The following is a 19,839-nucleotide window of genomic DNA, read 5'->3' on the forward strand; positions in this document are numbered from 1 at the left end:
CTGAAAGCCCGGCGCCACGCGGTTTTGTTGTCGGAGAACGGCCAGACCTGAAAGCCCGAGCCGCGGGGATCGCGCGCAGGTAATCTCCCTGCTCAAAAGGGGGAAGTGATGATTCAGGATGCGTTTATTCGATTAAGGGCAAAACAGCTCTACTGGCAGGGTTACCCGCCCGCCGAAATTTCGCGACTCATGGGCATCAACTCAAACACGGTTTATTCGTGGAAAAAGCGCGACGCATGGGATGACACAACGCCCATCAAACGGGTGACGCAATCCATTGACACCCGTCTTTGCCAGCTGAGCGCGAAAGACAATAAAACCAGTGGCGATTTCAAAGAGATTGACCTGTTAACCCGGCAGTTGAAAAGGCTGGATACCGGGCAGGCTTCCACTATCACCGGCGTAAAAAAAACCAGTCGTCGCAAGAAGAAAAATCACTTCTCCGAGGAGCAGATCGAGGCGTTGCGCTTAAAAATTCTCGACTCTCTCGCATGGCACCAGCGCGGCTGGTACGAACAACGAGATCAGCGTAACCGGATGATCCTCAAATCGCGGCAGATCGGGGCAACCTGGTACTTTGCCCGCGAGGCATTACTGGGCGCACTGAGAACGGACGTTAAGCACGACTATCAGCGCAACCAAATTTTTCTGTCGGCGTCCCGCAAGCAGGCGCTCCAGTTCCGCAACTTCATCCGTAAAGCGGCTGAAGAGGTGGACGTCGAACTTAAAGGCGGTGAGCAAATCACGTTGTCAAACGGCGCGGAGCTGCATTTTCTCGGGACGTCGGCGGCGACGGCGCAGTCGTACACCGGCCACCTGCGATTTGATGAGTTTTTCTGGACAGGAAACTTTATCAACCTGCGCAAAGTTGCCGGCGCCATGGCAACGCTCAAAGGCTTAACACGCACGTACTTCTCCACGCCATCCAGCGAAAGCCATGAAGCCTATCAGTTCTGGACCGGCGATCGATGGAATGCGAAACGACCTAAAGCGCAGCGGGTTGATTTCGACGTGTCCTGGAAGAAAACGCATAGCGGCGTGCTTTACCCGGATAAAACGTGGCGGCAGATCGTCACTATTCAGGACGCTATCAACAACGGCTGGGACTACACCGACATTGATGAAATCCGGGACGAAAACAGCCCTGATGAATTTGAAAACCTGTACATGTGCGAGTTCGTCAAAGACGGCGAAAGCGCGTTCAATCTTAGCCAGTTACTGGGGTGCGGCGCTGACGGGTATGACGACTGGCCCGACTGGAAACCGTTCGCCAGCCGCCCTATGGGCCAACGTGAGGTGTGGCTGGGCTACGACGCCAACGGCGGCAGCGGCAATGGCGATGCCGGTGCTCTGTCCGTAACTGTCCCTCCCCTTGTGGCTGGGGGCCGGTTTCGCACGGTTGAATTGAAGCAACTGCGAGGGCTGGAGTTTGAACAGCAGGCGGCGGTCATCAAAGAGGCTGCCGAGCGCTACAACGTCACTCACATCGCCATCGACGGACAAGGCGTCGGGGAGGCGGTCTGGCAGATTGTTAAAAATTGGTTCCCGGCGGCTATTTGCTACCAGATGAGCCTCTCTTCCAAGGGCGCCCTTGTCCTCAAAATGTTGCAGGTCATCCGCGCCGGCCGCTGGGAATATGACCGCAGCGAGCAGGGCCTGGTCAGAGCCTTTAACGCTGTTCGCAAAGTTGTTACGCCCGGCGGTTTCATCACTTACGAAACGGACCGATCGCGCGGCGTAAGCCATGGTGATATGGCGTGGGCAACCATGCTTTCGATTATTAATGAACCGTTGGGCCAGGAAAGTGGCGGCGGTGGTTTCGCAATGGGATGGTAACTTTGAAAAAGAAATACGGTAAAAAGCCGATATCCAGCACCGCCGGCCCTGACATTGCAGAGTCACTGAAGGCCGCTCCCGCGTTGACAGCGTTCAGCTTTGACGGCCCTTATCCCGTGCGGGATATGGCCGATTTGCTGGACAATCTCTATTGCATGGACAACGGGCGATACTATGAGACGCCGGTGGATTTTTACGGACTGGCTAAAGCTCCGCGCCAGAGCGCCTGGCATGAGTCGGCGTTGTATTTCAAACGTAATGTGCTCACCGGCTGTTTTATCCCGCACAAGCTGCTCAATCGCCAGACCTTTTCCGCGTTTGCGCTGGACTGGTTCACGTTTGGCAATGCCTATCTCGAATTGCCGCGTAATCGCCTGGGCGGCCCGCTTCCCTTCAAACACTCTCTTGCAAAGTACACCCGGCGCGGGAGCACAGATCTCGATCAATACTGGTTTATCCGGCGCTGGAAAGAAGAGCACACGTTCAAATCAGGAACGGTTTGTCACGTTCTGAACCCTGATATCAATCAGGAGGTCTACGGCATGCCGGAATATATGGCAGCACTGCTGGCCGCCAGCCTGGCCCACTCCGCTGACATGTTCCGTAAGCTGTACTACGACAACGGATCGCATGCTGGATGCATTGTCTATATTGGCGCCGGACAGGTTGACGATAAAAGCATGAAGGCAGTCAAAGAGACGTTGACCGGTGCGCGCGGTAAAGGCGCATTTAAAAACCTGCTGCTGCATGCGCCAGGCGGCGGCAAAGACGGCGTGCAAATCCTCCCCTTCCAGCAGATCACGGCGAAAGATGAGTTTATCAACATTAAGAACGCCACACGTGACGACATACTCGCAGCGCACCGTATCCCGCCGCAGCTCATGGGCGCCATGCCAGAGGGAAACGGATCATTTGGGGATATCGAGAAAGCCGCCCGGGTCTACGCTATCAACGAACTGACACCCGTAATGGAGGCGCTGAAAGTGGTCAATGAGTGGATCGGAGAAGAAGTGATCCGCTTTAACCCTTACGCGTTGCTTACCCCTCAGAAATAACCGCCAGAAAATTCAGTTTCTTTGAACAACATCAGGCATTTATAACAGGCCAGCGTTTTCTCTGGCCTCATCTTTTCTGCATTAAATATCCCGCATCAGCGCCCCTCTGCGCATCGCTGCTTATTCCCTGCGCGAGGCATGCCTCTACCCAATAAAACCGCTCACCTGACGCATAAACCATGAAATTGCGTATCCTGCCGCCTTCCCTACCTTGACCCGTTTGCGGGGGCTTGCCCCCCGTCACCTGCGCACAACGATCCTTCCATTTTTCGTGCATGCACAAAACCGACTCTGGATCGCGCCGCGTATGGATTCAATGATAGTTAAGTAAATCCAAAAATTTGTTCAAATCTGTGAGCTGCTGTGCATCGTGCTGAATGTGACGATTCATGTTGAGGAAACACTCTGCTAGCAGATTTATTTCATCAACCGACCGCTATGTTCAAAGTCAGGCCCACAAACAAGGCTCACAATATATCATGTCATAAGTTTTTCTAAGCTAGCATCGGACACAAGACCTAGCTATTTATTATAAAGACAATTTTTGCAAGTACGATTTCATTATTAAGTAATAGCGACATGTTTTGTTGGGAAAGTTGCATATCACCCATATCTAAAGAAGCTATAGGTGACATTGCTATCATTTAACGTTAAGATATGACTCTCTATTTTTATAGTTAACTTTGATTAATAATTTCTGAAATTATTACTGCTTCTTCTTTGCTTTTGCTATTAGCCTCTGAAAATAAAACAACCATTGGTATTTCAGATGAAAAGAAATCTCTTAGTGTTCCAAGTGGCATAACCTGCATCTTATATTGATTAGCAATCCCTTTGGCTTCAAATATGAATATTTCACCCTTACTCATTTGATATTTTTTTAAATGAACAAGCGACGCCAACACATTATCCCTATTAACCTTGGATGCTTTAGGTCCAAATATAACACCTTTTATATGCTTTGCACTAACCCGAATACTCCTAAGTGACGAAGGAATAAATCTGCAAACAGGAAGATGTAACCGTATTTCCTTTTCATATTTCCAGTCAGTGTATTTAACCAGACCAATTTCCCTCTCATGCATATCCGTTGTCTTACTATATACCTCCTCTCTATAATCATAATGAGACTCATATTCACTATAAAAAAATCGCTTAGACAACCTTCCAAACCCGTTGATTCTCGTAGGGGTTTTGGCGTATTTTATTTTATTTAAGTTAACTAATGTTTTATTAACCTGCCCGATCGTTTGAATGGAATCTTCATCCCCATGCACCCCCCAAAAAAGTTCGCAATCACTTTCTATCTCAACAGAACCGTCTAATGATTCATAAACCAGGCAAAAGCCTTTCTCAGCATCACCATAATGCCCCCACATAGTGAGACTGGTTGCACTTAATGAAAAGGATGCAATGTATATTATCTCTTCCAAATACGTATCAAAAACATTATTTACATAATGGCAATATACTTCATGGATTATTTTCTTATCCCTAGCGTCCCAATCTATTGGTACTGAAGTTTGTATGCTCGAAGATAATATATTTATTAACTGTTGATATTCAAATGAGGATTTTTTAGTTGATTTTATTTTACTGAAAACACTTTCCCTTAAAGAGATGATTTTTTTTGAAAGATCTGACTCAGGATCAAGGTTGAGAAGTATGCACATATCTACCAAAACCATATAAATGAATCTTCTCCAAACATCATCATCCCCTCGAAAAACAAATTTCGGTTTAGCTTCATGTGTATCATTCAACTCTTGAGGAGAGGCAAAAAACACTTCTCCATGTCGAAGCATAGCTAAGGATAAAGGACTAATAGCTTGATATTTATAAAAAAACATATTAAAAACATCCTCAAATCAATCTTTTCCAGTTGAAATTTTTTCAAATCTTGTAGCTACATGTAAAATAACCTTTATATCTTAACTATGCAATAATTATATTTTACATCATAAGCATAAATTTTAAACAAACATGCTAGAATGTTTCTAACGCTCGTTCACAATTCAAAGCGCTTGTTATCTGACATCAGTAAAAATGAAATAGTACCAATTCCAGAAGCTGAAACAACAGCTTGGATATTAAGAAAGATCTAATTAATCACACACACAAAAAAATACAAATTAATAAAATTTACGATCAAACCATATACTGTTAGCATGAACTTTACCCAAGAATTTAGACAAAGAGACATTCTCTTTCCTGTAAAATATACACATTACGAAGCAGTCCATCCAAATATAACTGGCTCCAGAAACACTCTTACACACTCATTAAGCAGAACCAGGTTCAAATGAAAGCCGCCTGACAACGATTTTTAATAAGTCCAAATTTTTTACAAAAACTGTAACTAAACTATTTAGTATATTTAAGCGACATTAAATATCTAAGTAGCAAGAAATCATCTGGAGCTTCAAAATCTAAATATCCATTCTCTCTCATATAACATTGAGCAATTCTAGCATGTCCAAGCACTTCGGGTGCTAATGGATGCGTTGCGAAAGGATTATGAAGTACATACAAACCATCCAAGAGGTGTTCTTTATAATCACATTTTTTAGCGGTGTGAATATTTGGGTAAATAGATCCTGGATTAGGTGTAAATGTCTGATAAACAGTTGCTGCAGTTGGATTATCAGCTAACGCTCTTAATTTACCCCAAGTTGCTAAACCACTATAAATAACAGCACTGACATCTGAAAAATCGGGGGTGCAAAATAGCCCCATATCAATTTCAGTACTTCCATTCTTCAGAGCAGAATCAACATTGTAAGAAATAACTTCTTCTGCATTTAATGCCATCGTTGCTTCTTCATCATGATAAAGGCCATACATAGCGGCAAGAATTGGTCTACTTGCAGCAAAATGAGAAAACGGTCTGTCGAATGACGCAATTGCTATGATGAAAGGTTTGTTCTTACATTGTTCAAGGTTTGAATAACGTTCTCTTAGTTTTTTTACTTTACTCATGAAACTGTTAGTTATACGAACTGCTGCTTGAGAGTTGAATTCGTTAAAGTCTCCCAGCTTTGTATCTTTACCAAAACTGTGTGCAGGTTGTTGCCCTGCTGCTGGTAGTGCAATAGTGGCCTCGATGCAAAATTCATGCTCTCTAACTACTACAAAATCAGGCGCATCAAATGAAAAGTCAGAAACATGCCCGAGCTCTTTCATGTACGCATGTAAATATAATTCCCATAGACACGGTTCGAATGATGTCTGAAATTCTTTAATAAATTTATTATCTCTATCCTGAAACCCTCTTGCCCATTCATTTAACACATCACGCTCAGCAAAATACTCATCGCCTTTAATCATTGAATATATTGGGTGTTGTTTATCTAATGTAACCACATCAGTAAATAAATTCATTTTAATACCTCAAGGGTTAACCCATGCATGCTCTATAGGCGTGTATGAGCGGAAGACATTAAGTTCAATCATTATATTGATAACTTGCAGGATAAAAATCAATGCCAAAAATCAGAAGACTCCTTGTATACCCTAATCTGATTGAATGGGTCTTACCTTGCTTAGTAACGCTGATTTTCGGATTATCCGATCCCGGGTCTGCAACTTCTTTTTCTGGTTTTGTTCCGATTGGAGACTAAGAATGATCTCTAACAATGGTACATGCTGGCACCTTTCCAGGAGGGAATCCTGTTCGCGGGATTCATAGCACCCATGATTTAATGCAATACCAACACCAAGCGCACAGTAGGACGCAGGCGCGAAACGCGGCGCGACTCCACGATCGTGCATCTTTCCGTTTCGACAATATGTGTACCTCGCATACTCTTCAGCCATAGCTTATCGCCTGGGGCAGGCACTGATGGCAGATCCAGGACTATCTCAGGGCGAGAACTCTTTTTAAGCCAGGTAAAGATATCTTCATGAATTTCTGCATTGAACGTGGTCATAATTTCTTCCTGAGAGCCCTTTGACAGCGATCAAGCAGCTCACTTTGTTTGGTTAATGATGCCGGGGCATGGTTGGCATGTTTAAACAACCGGCGCTCAACTATTAACTCTCCTTCTCTGATGGCAAATTCCATTTCGCCACGCGACAGAATGCAGCCACCTACTAACAATTTAACCTCCCCGTCACTGATAACGATATTACGTCTATTCAGTTCGGCGATCGCGTGGTCAGGCAGTGTTTGCGAGATCCCGCTAATGCCTTGCTGCGGTGAATTTCGCCCCTCGCCGTTCACTGCCGTGCCGTTCTGTTGAAGTAATTCTACCTCTGACTTTTTCTTTTGGTATTCCGAAACCGCAGCGGAATAGTTATCTGCCCGCCGTTTCGCTTCGAGCTGTAACTGCTCACGCCAGCGCTGCTCTGCCTCTTCCGGCGTCAGGCACATATCTTTCGCGGCTGTGACTTTTGGCCCCCATGCCAGCGCGGTTTCGTCATCAATCGACGTGCGCATGCCACGCGCGGTACGCATGAAGGTTTGATCTGAGTTTTCTCGGGCAGATTTTCTTAGCCGGCCGGTGATCTCCTGCCTTTGCTGGCGTGAATATCGCTTTAAATATTCAATATCTAGCGGAAGTTCTGTCACTGAACTGTCGTGGGGCGAGCTTTTATAAGCTGACATCGCCGTTTCTCGCGGTGGTTTTTTGTCCGATTCGGCGCGACCCGTACAGTTATTGACAGAACTCCAAGGGGCCGCGTCGCGGCCTTCTAAGGTCAAATTCTCGACCGACGATGGCTTATGCTTCGGTACGATTTTGTAATCGTTTGTGCGGGTATAAATGACCGATTCACTGACCGTAAAAGGACAATAGACGCCGCTGATTTTGGCGACTGTGTCACCATAATCATTGCCGTTTTCGGTGTATTCGTAATTGAGACGAACACGCAAACAATCGCGAGTTACAAACGGGCCGCCCTGGGCGTTGACGTATCCCGGCCAGTCGGGCGCATCAGCAGCAGCACGGGCAGCTTCAAGTTCCGGGTGCAAGACAAGCTCACGACTTCCTAGGCGCCTTAGCTCGCGCCATGTGGATACAGGCGCGCCGCCAATCTGTTGAAACTGGCGAATACTCCAGAGTGAAGCCCACGCCCGCACGCGCTTTGCCATCTCTTTAACGGGTTTGCCTGACTCGTGATCAAACTCGCCATCCATTCCATAACCGTCGATATTTTTTGAGATGTACTTTGCGATGTATCCCGTTGCCGATCCAAACTCTTCATCAATTGGTTTGGCAGTAAAACGATACTGAGCCGCGCCGGGTTCGCTTCCATCCACCTGGAGGGCGTACTCATGAAAAATATCAGTGGCAAGCTCCACCTCTTCCGGGCGGAGAAATAACAGCAGGTGCCAGTGCGGCGTTCCGTCGTGGTGTGGTTCGGCTACACGGAAACCAAATGTGCGGATGCCTTCCCTTCCCCATTTGGCGCGAACACGTGACCAGATGTTGCAAAGGTACTTTTGAGTTTTGCGTGGGCTGGCATTGCAGTATTTATCGTTGCGCTTGCCGGAATGCACATGTGTGGCGTGATAACGTGACGGTGCGGTCAACGTGTAGAACATGCCAACCAGTCCCATCTCGTTAGCCATATCCTCAAAACCGCGCATGCGCACCATCAATTCATGACGGGCGATCTTCGGGTTGGAAACGCTGCCCATGACCTTATCGAGCAAGGAGGTACGCTCCCCAGTGTCCTGGTCTTCCAGCTCCATCGCCTGAAGGTATTCAAAGTTGGCTTTTTTTTGTGCTACCCACTCCCTGAGGCAAGGCTCAGAGCAATAGGGTGATGCCACTTTGCTGACGTAGCTAGTGGCGATCAGGAGGTGCTCGCGCCAGCGGTCATGGATTTTGCGGAGCTTACCTAGCCACCACTTTTCCGTTTGAAGTCTGGCAATAACACGCAATGCATCTTCTGCTGTCAGTGCTTCATCGCAATACTGTTTCCAGCCAGGGATCGCAATATTGAGTGAGGACGCTTTACTGGCAATAGCGCCGTAAGCGTAGATCGTGGAAAACTCCACATCTGCCGTTTTCTCGTACCGAAAATCAAACTCGCGCATAAACTCGCTTTTCATCAGATTGGCGAGCCTATAGGCCAGTCGTTTCAGGCGCTTTTTATCTGCCCATGGCAGCAGATGAAAATCATCACGTAGCGGAAAGAGAATTGCAGGCAGATTACTTTGCGGCAGATATTGTGCGTTTACCGCATCAACACGACGCAATACATGGCGCTCAAACGTGTTGAATAGCCAGCGTACAGCCTCTTTCCGGTCCCTACGGTCCAGAGTTTCAAGGTGTATTGAAAAGCGCTTGCGGATAAACGCAGGGAGAGCCTGGACGCGGCGCCGCAGATGACGCGCCAGTCTTGCGCGATCAAATGCCCTGCGCGCCTCCCCATCACGAGGGCGCAACGGTACCCGATAAACAACATCAACAAGATCGCTATAGGCAAGTGCCTTACCCTCGCCTTTTGGGGTGAGATACTCAATTGCAGGCTCTTCGGCGTCGCTTGGATTAATAGCCCGCCGTGGGGCATTCCAGCTCCATGCCAGGACTGTGGAATCAGGCATAGCTCACCGTCGTTATCTTATTTTGCCAGGTCAACGCCACAACAAGCCGGCGCGCCAAACATTTCGGCATATGCCGCATCGCCCATCACCGCCCCACAGTCCGGGCAACCTCCACCACCAGAACGACCGCAACCACCACACACGCGAAGAACGCCAATCACTTCACCAGCCATATCGCGGGTTTTGGCGCTAACGGAACGTCGAACTCTGAAGGCGTGGAGATTGAAAGCGGAGTAGATCTGGCGTGTTTCTGGTGTGTCACTATTCGAGATGACCGAGCGCGTGCCATGCTGGCAATTAACGTCCAGTAGCGCCGTAACCAAAGCGCGGTGATCGTCCAGGGTAAATGGCTTGCCGTAAGCGGTAAAATTGGCTGTTTTGCTAGTCGGGATGTACGGCGGATCGCAGTAAATCACGGAGTCCATGCGATTCCTGGCGACGTACGGAATGGAAGTACGAAAATCATTACAAAGAAAGAGCGCGTGAGTATCCCGCGCCTTTTCGGCAAATAGGCGCATTTCTGCTTCTGGAAAATAAGGTGCCTTATAGCTGCCAAATGGAACATTGAAACCCCCATCCCTGTTGGTGCGATAAAGCCCGTTAAAGCAGTGGCGGTTCAGGTATAAAAATGAGGCCGCCCACCGTACAACGTACTCATCTGCACACTCGTCATCCCACGACAGGTGGTTGAACAACTTGCGCTCTTCGTAATAGCTATCTTCGTTATTGCCATTTCTGAATACGTTCCTGGCGATCAGTATCAATCTTTCTGGGTCTTCCCTGAGCGCGAGGAAGAAATTGATCAATGCGCGATTGCTGTCACAAAGCACATAGCGGCGGTATTCCGTATTCATAAAGACTGTGCCACTGCCTACAAAGGGCTCAATCAAGCAATCGGCTTTAGGTAAGTGCTTCAGCAGCTCCGGCAACACGCGGGTTTTACCGCCAGCCCACTTAAGAGGTGACTTAATCATTTGCGGCATTCCTGGTTATAGGTTTCATGGGTCATTAGTCGCCACTGCTTTCCACCGTTTTTGCTGAGCAAACGCCAACGGAGGCCAATGCGGATCACGAGATAGGCGTGTGGCTTGACGCGGGTGTAATTACGCTGTCCACGAGCAAAGCAATTCAGGGCGGCAAGCGCCCTCTTACAAACCGGCAACGGCGCGTTACAAACAACAGACAGATGCGAATGCATGGCGGCCCTCATAGCGATCCAATGTGTGGAGAGGTCAAGCGCTGCCAGATTTCGCAGACTTGCTCCGCTTGATATCGCGCGTCAGTGAGCGTGTAACGTGCCAGGGTGCTTCTCGCATGAGGCGCATAGTCTGTGGCAGCAGCAAGGTCGAGAAGTGAACGTATGCAGCGGTATTTTGTGCCTTCAGGGAAAATGCCTGACACCTCTAAGCGATCCACGGCATAACGAAGTGAAACCAGTTTTTCCGGGGCATCTTTGAACCATACGAATAACGCCGCGTTCCGGGGACAGGTGTTGTCGGCGATGAAAGCAGCAAGGCTGCAAAGTGCATCTTCTTCAGCTTCGGTTGCGCTCATCACTTCGGCGCGCCAGTGAGAGTCTTTTTTCATCCAGTCGAATGCCGTACTAATGCTGATACGGCCCTTCAAGCTTTCAGATTTACGAATGTCTATCGAAGAATAAAAAACCTTTCCGATCTGCCCTGTTGAGGGTTCAAAAAACACAGCTTCAATGGCACACAGAGGTGATGACGGTTTCTTACTAACGTTAATCAAATCGATCATTACGTGATTCATGGTCTACTGCCCTCACTGGTGATTGTTTCGTGGTTGGCTATCCACTGCTCAAGTGCTGAATAAATCTCTTCGGGGGTAAGGCCTTGCTCTTTCAGCAGGCCCATACGAATGCGCAGCAATCCGAGTAAGTGTGCGCGCTCGCCTTTGCGCGCATTGGTGCTGATTCCCATAAACTCTGGATCGCTTATTCCGCCTTCCGGCTTTATTGACGTAACCGACATGCAACCTCCTGAAAAAGGCAAAACGAATCCCCGGCAAAGTGAATGCCGTTATTTTTACAGCGTGTTATTTAATTGTTTTAGCGCGATTTTCTTTTAATCTGCTTAAATATCCTTTCATGCCAGTAATACATGAAATCAATAAAGGTCATTCGCGCGCGATCGTGATTACCGCGAATTGCTTTTTCGAGCCCGTAAATTATTAAATCTTTAGACGGACTTTTTGAAGTAATGGTGATACGAGCACCATTTTTTAGATGTACAGTGAATCCCTGCTCGGCACTTTCCACTGCTTCTCGAATCAGCATTTCCTGTTCACAAGATGTTTTTTCTTCGGTGAACATGGCGTACTCCGATGATCAGTTAAAGCTAGGAGGCTCCAGCCGCCAGGAGGCTCTCGCTCCCAGTTTCAGGTGTTCTAAGATCTCCGGTGTAACCTCTACGCTTACCTCCTGCGGCTGAACAAACTTCATAGCCTTCTTCAGTTGCTCAGCGTCCAGAGATAGCAGGTCGTATGGTTTAGGGATATCCCCATCGGTGACGGAAATAATGATGTTGCGGAGTTCTTCAAGAGTGCATTCATCATTCTCGCCTTGAAGCATTGCGAAATGATAAAGGTGGGATACGCCATGGCGTAAAAGCTGGAGAGAGTAATCATGATTCCATTCCAGAAACTCTTTATTGAAATGGAAGCATTGTAAAAGCGAGTTAATTTTGTCTGCATATTCGAGTTTCATTTTCGCTCCCAGAGATTAAAAAGCAATAAACCGCTTTTTACTCATGATTCTGTCAATCGTTCGGCATGCTTCTGATAAAGCAAAGTCGATGCCGTAATAATGGCCTGTGTGCGTAATTTGATAGCGCTGGCGGTTGTACGGTTTTTTGCGTGGGAGTTTCAGAATAGTAAAGCCACAGTAGAGGCTGGTTTTGCTATTGAGCTGTGATACTGATCCGCGGTTACCGTTCTTCATGTTTCCTCTCCTGAAACCGGCTATCGACCTGGCTCACCGAGACCAAGCCACATCAACCACCCTTCCCTGATCTCCTTCGGACGACTTTCGTAGGCCAGTTTCATGCCGTTGTTCCAGGCTGGAAGGTAAACCCAGTACTCGCCCGCACGGCCAGAAGTTGACTGGGGATCGGTCATCTCGATTACAGGAAGCTTCCCTTTTTCGATCATGCCCTTCACCGCTGCAGGGGTTTTCCCGATGAGTCTGGCGAACTCCTGATAAGGCACAGCATCCGTGCTACTTACAAGCTGTTTGCTCATCTGTTACATTCTCCTTTAGGGTAATTAATTGCTCTTAATGGGTTTTAATTGCCCGTTAAGAGATTACTCAAATGAAAATTTATTATCCATACGCGTAATATTTTCCCAAAGAGGTTTTTATGTCAATCCCTATTTCAGAGAAGTTGAAGCTTATCAGGGAGTCAGAACGGCTTAATCGTAGGCAATTCAGCGAGTTAACAGGAGTAATTTACAGCACACTTTCTGGCTATGAGGCTGGTACAAAAAGTGCGAGCCTTGAACCAATCATGAAAATCTTCCAACACCCTAGATTCGTGAAATACACACTGTGGTTTATGACCGATCAGGTTTCGCCTGAAGCCGGTCAAATCGCACCGGCCCTCGCACACTTTGGGCAAGACTTAACAACCTCGCAGCACTCAGACCAAAAGACTGGTTAACAATTAACCAGTCCTACATACATTTCAAATGTCTATTATTGGTCGAAAAGTATTCATCACATAATTGCAACGCGTTGAGGCCGAAAGGCAAACGCACCCATCGGAGGGTTTTCTTATGACTATTAAGAAACTCGATGATGGTCGATATGAAGTGGACATCAGGCCTGCTGGTCGCAATGGAAAGCGTATCCGCAGGAAGTTTGATAAGAAAAGTGAAGCTGTAGCGTTCGAGAAGCACACGCAGTTCAACCACCACACCAAAGAATGGTTATCAAAACCGACGGATAAGCGGCATCTGTCTGAACTGATACAGCTTTGGTGGAATTTGAAAGGTAAGCATGAGGAACATGGTCGGATAAACCGCAACAAGTTAGACGTGTTTTGCAGGATTACCGACGATCCTTGTGCTTTTCAGATTACGAAAGCGCTGATTAGTCAGTATTACGCGGCAAGAAGAAGTCAGGGCATTAAAGCTTCCACCATTAACCGCGATCTCAACAGCATCAGTGGTATGTTCACAGCGCTTATCGAGGCCGAGTTGTTTTCGGGTGAACATCCGATCAGAGGGCGGAAGAAGTTGAAAGAAGAAGTCCCAGAAACTGGCTATCTGACAGAGGACGAAATCAAGCACTTGCTCTTTAAACTGGATGGCGACAACAAGAAGATAGCTGTTCTCTGTTTAAGCACTGGTGCTCGCTGGGGCGAAGCGGCTCGACTCAAGGCGGAACACATCATACAGAACCGTGTGACGTTCGTTAAAACCAAGAGTAACAAGCAGCGGACTGTTCCAGTTTCAGCGGAAGTGGCAAAACTCATAGCGGATGGTAAGCGAGGGTTGTTATTTGGTAAGGCGTCTTATTCTGACTTCAGGCAGATACTCAGGGAGGTAAAACCTGATCTTCCGACCGGCCAGGCGACGCATGCACTACGCCACAGTTTCGCGACGCATTTTATGATTAATGGGGGGAGCATAATTACATTACAGAGGATCTTAGGACATGCGCGAATTGAGCAAACTATGGCCTACGCTCACTTTGCACCGGAATATCTTCAGGACGCGATCTCGCTTAACCCGCTGAGAGGTAGCGCTGATGTGTGAAACGTCCACATAATGTCCACAGATGGGTAATTAGTTATGGCTTTCAATGGTCTTGCGTGCCGCGCAACCCCGCATTGTACCGTTGAAAGCCGTAGTGTCTGGGGTGGCTAACGCACCCGACGGGGCTTTTTTTCCCACCGCGTGGACAAGTATTCCCCAGACAGATGTGATAAATTTAAAAATATCACTGTTTATTTGACGCTGATGTCCGTTTGCAGCCCAATATGCTGGGGTGACGTTTGGCGTGCTGGAGCTGTATTATTCATGTCAGATTTTATTCTTGCCCGGGTGTCGCAAACCCTCGCTGCGGAACAGTCCCTGGAAACCCTGGTGCGCCAGCTGCTGGAGATGCTGGAGGCGGTGACCCGAATGGAGTCCACCTACCTCACCCGCATTGATACCAACGCCCAGCGGCAGCAGATCATGTTCGCCCACAACAGCAGCGAAATGCAGATCCCGGAAGGATTTTCCGTCCCCTGGGATGAATCCCTGTGCAAACGCGCCCTTGAGGATCAGTGTACGTTTAGCAATGACGTTGCCAACCGCTGGCACTCCTGCATCGCCGCCCAGGAGCTGGGAATCGCTACTTTTTTAAGCATTCCCGTCCGCCTGGCCGACGGCTCTCTGTTCGGCACCCTCTGCGCCACCAGCCGGCAACAACAGCCTTATAACCTCGAAGGCGAACAGGTCATGGGCCTGTTTGCGAAGCTCATTTCCCACTACGTGGAAAAAGACACCCTGGTGCAACAGCTGCAGGCGGCAAACGTCGCGCTGGAGCTGCACTCGTCTACCGATGAGCTCACCCAGCTTCCCAATCGCCGCGCGCTGTTTAAGCAGCTGGCGTTACGCTTTGCCTCCGCCCGTGCCCAGCAGCAGCAGGTCTCGCTTATTTTTATCGATCTCGATGGTTTCAAAGCCATTAACGATCGGTTCGGCCATCCGTGCGGCGACAGCTTTCTGGTGCAGGTCGGCAAACGACTCACCGCTGTCGCGCGCCGGGAAGATATCGTTGGCCGCCTTGGCGGCGATGAGTTTTTGATCGTCGGTAGCGCCCAGCAGCCTGCCGCACAGCAGGCGTATGTCACGTCCCTGCGTCAGGCTCTGTGCGGCGTCTACTTCCTCGGCGAACAGCGTATCGACTATGAGGGCGCCAGCTTCGGGGTGGTCACCTGCGATCCGCAGAGTATCGATGTTGAAGCGGCCTTACGCGCTGCCGATGAGGCGATGTACCAGGATAAGAAGTCCCGCCGCCAGGAGAATTTCATTCATATTGACTAAAGTACCGCGATATCCAGTATCATGCAGGGCATCATTCGTGGGCACAGGGACACAATCATGAAATTGGGTATTCTTTTCCCGGTGGCGATCTTTATCATCGCCGTCGTCTTTCTCGGCTGGTTTTTTGTCGGCGGCTATGCGGCGCCGGGTGGGGCATAATGAAAAAAAGCACCATTATCATGCTGGTTGTCGCCATCGTGGCGGTGGCCGGCACCCAGTTTGGCTGGTGGTGATCGCCGCGGCGATATTGCGGATTTATCCTATCCCATCAATAAGTTAACCCTTTACACTCACGTTATCCGCCGCGGCATTCTCGGCCCCGGGGAATAAGAATAGCGGGAGAAGTAAGGATGAAAAAACCGATCGTGTTACCGTTGATTATTGCGCTGTGCACGCTGTTATCGGGATGCATTATTGACGATGGATATCATCCCCATCGCCACCACCACCATCATCACTATCATGACGACGACTAATGCTTCACGCTGTTGATAAGCCGATAAGACAGGGCGAACCGCGGTTCGCCCGTTGACGCTTAATCCTGACGATCGGCGCCGAGGAAAATAAAGCCGAGGGGGATAGCGAAGAGCGCGGTAAAGACAATGCTGTAAACCGTCACCATCGCCCCCTGCAGGAAGAACATGGACGTCGTCCACTCTGAGTACGGCATATTGTACTCGCTCACCACGCCCCCGAAGGTCGCCCGCCCCACTACCGCCAGCGCGATAGCAAACACCACCGCGAGCGACAGACAGTATTTTTTGCAGTTTTTATTGCTGAGGAGTTTTTGCAGAATCATCGGGGCTTCCTTTTTGCTGAGCGATAAACGGCTGTATATGTAACACCAATGCAATAAAAAATGAAGGGTTTTTGTTACAGGGCAGAATAAGAGACGGCGGGCCGGTCAGCGGGTAACCGGCCCGTGGGGAACAGGACTGCAGGGTAGCCAGGCGCGCGGCGAACCCGACGAAAACCAGACCAATCAGGCTGTTGCCAAGTTTAGCCAGCTTCTTGCGGGTTTTGACGTAGCGGGTGACAAACGAGCCGGAGAGGATCAAAAAGCTCATATAGCAGAAGCTAATCACCTCGAGGGTCAGCGCCAGGATAAAGAACGCCACGCCGGGGGTTTTGGCGTTGACATCGATAAACTGCACGAAAAACGACACATAGAACAGAATCGCTTTCGGATTGGTCAGGCTCAGGGTCAGGGAGCGCTTGAGGATCGCGCTCGCCGGCTCCGCGCTGGCGTCGGACTGGCCGTCGCGCTGGGTCAGCACCGCATAGAGCATTTTGCCCCCGAGCCACAGCAGGTAAATTGCCCCGAGGTAGCGCACGACGTTAAACAACACCGGCGTAGTTTTAATCAGCGTCGCCACCCCGGCGAAGGCCAGAAACATCAGCACTGCGTCGCCAATAAAGACGCCCGCCGCCGCCAGATAGCCTTTCTTCACCCCGTGGGCAATGCCCGTTTTCAGCACGAAAAACGTATTAGGGCCAGGAACGAGGATGATAAACACCGCCCCGACCAGATAAGTTAAATAATTCAGAACACCAAACTCAGCGAACACTCTGCACTCCTTCGCGCACGACTAAAACATGATCCGGCTCACGTTACCCCAACTGTCGGGATTTTGAAAGCGCAGCCTGTGCGGGAAGGTTAATAGACGGAAGGTTCGCCCAGCGGGCGGGTTTTAAAACGACGGTGTACCCACAGATACTGCTCGGGAGCGCGCAGGATCTCGCGCTCAATAACCTTGTTGATATAGCCGGCGGCGATCTGCTTATCCTCACCCGGATAGTCATTCATCACCTCGCTGATATGCAGGCTATAGCCCCGGCGATCCAGCTTACGTACCATGCTGATGCTCAACATTTTCGCGCCCGATAAGCGGGACAGGACATAGGTGCCGTTGGTGGTCGCCGCCTGCGGGACGGAGAAAAAAGGTGCAAAGACGCTGCCCTTGGGACCGTAATCCTGATCGGGCGCGAACCACACCGCTTCACCGGATTTTAAGGCATGCACCAGACCGGTCAGGTTGTTGCGATCGATCATCGCTTTGTTCGAACGCAGGCGACCGCGGGTTTGCACCCACTCCATCAGCGGGCTGTTGTGCGGCCGGTAGGTGGCCATCATTGGCCGACACAGCCCCATCGCGCGGCCGCCCAGCTCCAGCGACATAAAGTGCACGCCGACGACCATTACCCCTTTCCCACCGCTAAGCGCGTGATTAAGGTTGGCGAACCCCTCGACATCAAACCATTTTTTGACCCGCTCGTCGCTCCAGAACCAGGCCATGCCGGTTTCGATAAGCCCCATTCCCAGCGACATAAAGTTTTGATCGATCAGCGTCTCGCGCGCCGCTGGCGACATGTCCGGGAAGCAGAGTTCGATATTACGCCGGGCGATATGTTCGCGGCGTTTAAGAAAGCGACGGGAAAGGCGACCAGCGCTGGTGCCGATAAAATGCAGCAGCGGATAAGGCAGTTGCACGATTAACCAGAGGATGCCGAGCCCGAACCAGGTCAGCCAGTTACGCGGGTGTAAAAGTTGTTTATTAAATACGCAGGCCATGATTTTTCCTGTAAACATTAATTATGTGGTAACGCTTAAGGAAAACAGAATCCATTTATCATCATTAGGCGGTACGTACAGCAAGTTCGACAATACTAATCCGCTGAAATTCCCTCCGGCAAGTAAAAAACAGCAAGCTGACAAAAAAACATAATTGCGGCACATATGTTACTAAATGTAAACTTAAATCTTGAACCACGCTTAATATATTCATCATGCATATCATTTTCACGCTAATCATCAGCGTTACTAACGAAAACAACCGAAAGCTGCCGCAGTGCGGCCCTGGCCGCCGGTGGCAGACGTCCGCTGAGCCGCGCGATCGGCGGCCTGACCGCGTTGGGATGCATCGTAGTCTGTCAAAGCGAGTATTAAACGCGTCCCACTGCGAAATGCATCTTTTTTAATCCGTCAGCATAAAAAAGATTAAAACGACTTTAAGACAACAATTAAGAATAGACTTATTTAAACCTGCTTTTAAAATAAGCGCGGTGCATTGAAATACTGTGCCCGCCGGACAATAAAAAATATTTTTTTACGCCTCGTGGGAAATACAGGTGGAGTGAATGATGGGCAATCATCCGCCATCGATTTGCATGGAAGCCAGGTCATTGAGAAGAAAGCACGGCGAGGGTGTGAAAAACGCCCTCGCCGCAGAGGATCAGTAGGTATGGAAATATTGCTGAATCAGCTGCGGATCTTTAGTCTGCGTCAGCGCGGTCATCAGCAGTATACGCGCTTTTGCCGGGTTGAGGGAGTCGGCCACCAGCCCGGGCTGGCTGTCATCCGGCGGTACGACGCCGCTGCCGGTACGGGAGGCTCGCACCACCACGATGCCCGCCTGCTGCGCTTTTTTGATACCGGCGGCGCTACGTACCGACACCGACCCCGCCCCGGTTCCGGCGTAGATAATACCGTCGGCATGATGGGCGATCGCCGCATCGTACATATACTCCGGATCGTCCTGGTAACCATAAATAATCACCACCTTCGGCAGAACCTTCAGCTGACGCACATCGAACACCGAGCGCAGCGTGTGAATTTTATCCACCCGCGTCTCGAACTGGGGTTTTCCGCCCACCACGACACCAAGATAGCCCTCCTCGGGCGCCCGGAAGGTATCCAGCGAAGTGGCATTAGTTTTGGTGACAAAGCGCGCCGCGCCGATGCGGTCGTTAAGCACCACCATTACCCCGCGTCCCCGGGCATCAGGATCGGCGGCGACCGTGACCGCTTCCAGCAGGTTCATCGGCCCGTCGGCGCTGATCGCCGTCGCCGGGCGCATCGCCGCGGTAAAGACCACCGGCTTGTTGCTTTTCACCGTCAGATTGAGGAAATACGGGGTTTCATCCAGCGTGTCCGTGCCATGGGTGATCACCACGCCATCGACATCGTCCCGGGCCAATAGCGCATTCACCCGCTTCGAGAGCTGGAGAATAATATCGCTGGTCATATTCTCACTGCCAATATTGGCCACCTGCTCGCCCTCGACGTGAGCGATTTTACTCATTTCCGGCACGGCGTTAATCAGCGTCTGCACTCCAAGCGCCCCGGCTTTATAGCCGGTTGTTTGGGTATTGCTGACCGCCGAACCAGCAATCGTTCCGCCGGTGGCTAAAATAACAATATGCGGAAGACGCGTCTCGCTAAACGCCAGGCTGCTCATCGTCAATAACGCAATGGCAAGTAATGCTCTAAAATTCATACAGGTCACTCCCTTCATAGACATTAATCAAACTTACGCTTGCTTAATGCAAAGGGCTTGC

22 protein-coding genes and 1 pseudogene are annotated in these 19,839 nt (G+C 49.5%); 8 read left to right on the plus strand and 15 right to left on the minus strand.

The window, feature by feature from the left end:
- Positions 1-108 precede the first annotated feature (108 nt).
- Together HMPREF3140_RS01085 and HMPREF3140_RS01090 are read left to right on the plus strand one after the other, a co-directional pair.
- Complete coding sequence (locus HMPREF3140_RS01085; RefSeq protein ID WP_070552807.1) at positions 109-1,836, plus strand: terminase large subunit domain-containing protein; 1,728 nt, start codon at positions 109-111, stop codon at positions 1,834-1,836.
- Complete coding sequence (locus HMPREF3140_RS01090) at positions 1,830-2,891, plus strand: phage portal protein (RefSeq protein ID WP_070552808.1); 1,062 nt, start codon at positions 1,830-1,832, stop codon at positions 2,889-2,891. Before HMPREF3140_RS01085 ends, HMPREF3140_RS01090 begins: the two co-directional genes overlap by 7 nt.
- Positions 2,892-3,568: 677 nt before the next feature.
- Here the strand turns inward: HMPREF3140_RS01090 and HMPREF3140_RS01095 are convergent.
- The 11 genes from HMPREF3140_RS01095 to HMPREF3140_RS01145 all read right to left on the minus strand — a co-directional run bounded on the left by HMPREF3140_RS01095 (position 3,569) and on the right by HMPREF3140_RS01145 (position 12,705).
- Positions 3,569-4,741, minus strand: coding sequence for a DUF2971 domain-containing protein (locus tag HMPREF3140_RS01095; protein ID WP_070552809.1), 1,173 nt, complete (start codon positions 4,739-4,741; stop codon positions 3,569-3,571).
- Positions 4,742-5,255: 514 nt separating this feature from the next.
- Entirely contained in the window at positions 5,256-6,272 is a 1,017-nt protein-coding gene (locus HMPREF3140_RS26770) for a glycosaminoglycan attachment site (protein ID WP_077270438.1), read from the minus strand.
- A gap of 317 nt (positions 6,273-6,589) precedes the next feature.
- On the minus strand, positions 6,590-6,820 hold the full coding sequence (locus HMPREF3140_RS01100; protein WP_064147670.1) for a hypothetical protein: 231 nt from the start codon (positions 6,818-6,820) through the stop codon (positions 6,590-6,592).
- On the minus strand, positions 6,817-9,444 hold the full coding sequence (locus tag HMPREF3140_RS01105; RefSeq protein ID WP_070552810.1) for a replication endonuclease: 2,628 nt from the start codon (positions 9,442-9,444) through the stop codon (positions 6,817-6,819). Before HMPREF3140_RS01105 ends, HMPREF3140_RS01100 begins: the two co-directional genes overlap by 4 nt.
- A gap of 17 nt (positions 9,445-9,461) precedes the next feature.
- Positions 9,462-10,418, minus strand: coding sequence for a DNA adenine methylase (locus tag HMPREF3140_RS01110; RefSeq protein WP_070552811.1), 957 nt, complete (start codon positions 10,416-10,418; stop codon positions 9,462-9,464).
- Between the two features lie 232 nt (positions 10,419-10,650).
- Positions 10,651-11,205 carry a 3'-5' exonuclease gene (locus HMPREF3140_RS01120; RefSeq protein WP_238636260.1) on the minus strand — a complete coding sequence of 185 codons (555 nt, stop codon included), beginning with the start codon at positions 11,203-11,205 and terminating at the stop codon, positions 10,651-10,653.
- An 8-nt stretch (positions 11,206-11,213) separates the two neighbouring features.
- Positions 11,214-11,438, minus strand: a complete 225-nt coding sequence (locus HMPREF3140_RS01125; RefSeq protein WP_004213098.1) for a hypothetical protein — start codon at positions 11,436-11,438, stop codon at positions 11,214-11,216.
- Positions 11,439-11,515: 77 nt separating this feature from the next.
- Positions 11,516-11,779, minus strand: coding sequence for a hypothetical protein (locus HMPREF3140_RS01130; RefSeq protein ID WP_070552813.1), 264 nt, complete (start codon positions 11,777-11,779; stop codon positions 11,516-11,518).
- Positions 11,780-11,794: 15 nt separating this feature from the next.
- Positions 11,795-12,172, minus strand: a complete 378-nt coding sequence (locus tag HMPREF3140_RS01135; RefSeq protein WP_070552814.1) for a hypothetical protein — start codon at positions 12,170-12,172, stop codon at positions 11,795-11,797.
- Between the two features lie 15 nt (positions 12,173-12,187).
- Complete coding sequence (locus HMPREF3140_RS01140; RefSeq protein ID WP_004216643.1) at positions 12,188-12,406, minus strand: hypothetical protein; 219 nt, start codon at positions 12,404-12,406, stop codon at positions 12,188-12,190.
- Positions 12,407-12,426: 20 nt separating this feature from the next.
- A complete protein-coding gene (locus tag HMPREF3140_RS01145) occupies positions 12,427-12,705 on the minus strand; it encodes a regulatory phage cox family protein (protein WP_020806130.1) in 279 nt (92 codons plus the stop codon).
- A 119-nt stretch (positions 12,706-12,824) separates the two neighbouring features.
- Here HMPREF3140_RS01145 and HMPREF3140_RS01150 point away from each other — a divergent pair, with 119 nt between their 5' ends.
- From HMPREF3140_RS01150 to HMPREF3140_RS28050, 6 genes are all read left to right on the plus strand, one after another.
- Positions 12,825-13,124 (plus strand): helix-turn-helix domain-containing protein, encoded by a 300-nt coding sequence (locus HMPREF3140_RS01150; protein WP_004213095.1) that lies wholly within the window; start codon positions 12,825-12,827, stop codon positions 13,122-13,124.
- A 115-nt stretch (positions 13,125-13,239) separates the two neighbouring features.
- Positions 13,240-14,223 carry a phage integrase gene (locus HMPREF3140_RS01155; protein ID WP_017898644.1) on the plus strand — a complete coding sequence of 328 codons (984 nt, stop codon included), beginning with the start codon at positions 13,240-13,242 and terminating at the stop codon, positions 14,221-14,223.
- 264 nt (positions 14,224-14,487) lie between these two features.
- Entirely contained in the window at positions 14,488-15,501 is a 1,014-nt protein-coding gene (locus tag HMPREF3140_RS01160) for a sensor domain-containing diguanylate cyclase (RefSeq protein WP_004176549.1), read from the plus strand.
- 57 nt (positions 15,502-15,558) lie between these two features.
- Positions 15,559-15,660, plus strand: a complete 102-nt coding sequence (locus HMPREF3140_RS28040) for a YoaK family small membrane protein (protein WP_004150782.1) — start codon at positions 15,559-15,561, stop codon at positions 15,658-15,660.
- On the plus strand, positions 15,660-15,734 hold the full coding sequence (gene yoaJ / locus HMPREF3140_RS29585; protein ID WP_004213093.1) for a protein YoaJ: 75 nt from the start codon (positions 15,660-15,662) through the stop codon (positions 15,732-15,734). The genes HMPREF3140_RS28040 and yoaJ overlap by 1 nt, the downstream gene beginning before the upstream one ends.
- A gap of 117 nt (positions 15,735-15,851) precedes the next feature.
- Positions 15,852-15,977, plus strand: a complete 126-nt coding sequence (locus tag HMPREF3140_RS28050) for a hypothetical protein (protein WP_004140488.1) — start codon at positions 15,852-15,854, stop codon at positions 15,975-15,977.
- A 59-nt stretch (positions 15,978-16,036) separates the two neighbouring features.
- Here the strand turns inward: HMPREF3140_RS28050 and HMPREF3140_RS01175 are convergent, their stop codons facing one another.
- The 4 genes and pseudogenes from HMPREF3140_RS01175 to fraE all read right to left on the minus strand — a co-directional run bounded on the left by HMPREF3140_RS01175 (position 16,037) and on the right by fraE (position 19,778).
- Positions 16,037-16,300: a DUF2534 family protein gene (locus HMPREF3140_RS01175; RefSeq protein WP_004140489.1), complete on the minus strand. Its 264-nt coding sequence runs from the start codon at positions 16,298-16,300 to the stop codon at positions 16,037-16,039.
- Positions 16,301-16,433: 133 nt separating this feature from the next.
- Positions 16,434-17,069 (minus strand): annotated as a pseudogene (gene leuE / locus HMPREF3140_RS01180) (leucine efflux protein LeuE); the annotation flags it as partial.
- An 89-nt stretch (positions 17,070-17,158) separates the two neighbouring features.
- Complete coding sequence (gene lpxP, locus HMPREF3140_RS01185; protein WP_004148038.1) at positions 17,159-18,073, minus strand: kdo(2)-lipid IV(A) palmitoleoyltransferase; 915 nt, start codon at positions 18,071-18,073, stop codon at positions 17,159-17,161.
- Positions 18,074-18,734: 661 nt separating this feature from the next.
- Positions 18,735-19,778, minus strand: a complete 1,044-nt coding sequence (gene fraE, locus HMPREF3140_RS01200) for a fructose-asparagine asparaginase (RefSeq protein WP_070552815.1) — start codon at positions 19,776-19,778, stop codon at positions 18,735-18,737.
- Positions 19,779-19,839 lie beyond the last annotated feature (61 nt).

It is taken from the genome of Klebsiella sp. HMSC16A12 (assembly GCF_001808265.1).
GTDB classification, from domain to species: domain Bacteria; phylum Pseudomonadota; class Gammaproteobacteria; order Enterobacterales; family Enterobacteriaceae; genus Klebsiella; species Klebsiella pneumoniae.